The following is a 711-nucleotide window of genomic DNA, read 5'->3' as shown; positions in this document are numbered from 1 at the left end:
TCCATCGTGCCGAAGAAGTCCGGGTTGACGTCGTAGCCGGCCTTCTCCAGCGTGCCGACGAGGACCTCCATCTGGGCGTTGCCCGAACCCGCACCGAGCCCGCGCAGACAGCCGTCGTTCGTCACCGCGCCGGAGTCGAGCGCCGCGAGCGAGTTGCCGATCGCGAGCCCGAGATTGTTGTGCGCGTGAAAGCCCACGTCGATAGAGAGTTCGTCGACGAGCAGGCTGACGCGGTCGCGGACGTCGCTCGGCAGCAACGCGCCGGCGGAGTCCATCACGTAGACGGCGTCGGCGCCGTAACTCTCCATCAGTTGGGCCTGTTCGAGCACCGTTTCGGGCGCTGCCATATGCGAGAGCATCAGGAGACCGTTCGCTTCGAGGCCCTGGTCTTTGACGTACTCGAAGTGCTCCTCGGAGACGTCAGCCTCGGTGACGTGGGTCGCGATCCGGCAGATGTCCGCCCCGTGGTCGATCGCCATATCGATCTCCTCGATCGTGCCGATGCCGGGCAGCATCAGGACCGACAGTTCAGTGTCGGTGAGTTCCGGCGTCACGGCGTCGAGGTACTCCTCGGTGCTGGCCGCCGAGAAGCCGTAGTTGATCGAGGAGCCGCCCATTCCGTCGCCGTGAGAGACCTCGACGACGTCCATCTCGGCCGCGTTCAGGGCGCTGGCGACGTCTGCCATCTCCTCGGGCGTGAACTGGTGGTCG

Annotated in this window: 1 protein-coding gene; it reads right to left on the bottom strand. The window is 65.8% G+C overall.

Annotation, left to right across the window (positions count from 1 at the left end; genetic code table 11):
• Positions 1-711: 4-hydroxy-2-oxovalerate aldolase (gene dmpG, locus DEQ92_RS21075; RefSeq protein WP_115821732.1), on the bottom strand; the 711-nt coding region annotated here is incomplete at both ends.

Source organism: Haloferax sp. Atlit-6N, assembly GCF_003383195.1.
Taxonomy (GTDB): domain Archaea; phylum Halobacteriota; class Halobacteria; order Halobacteriales; family Haloferacaceae; genus Haloferax; species Haloferax gibbonsii.
This window is presented reverse-complemented; position numbering and strand designations above follow the sequence as displayed.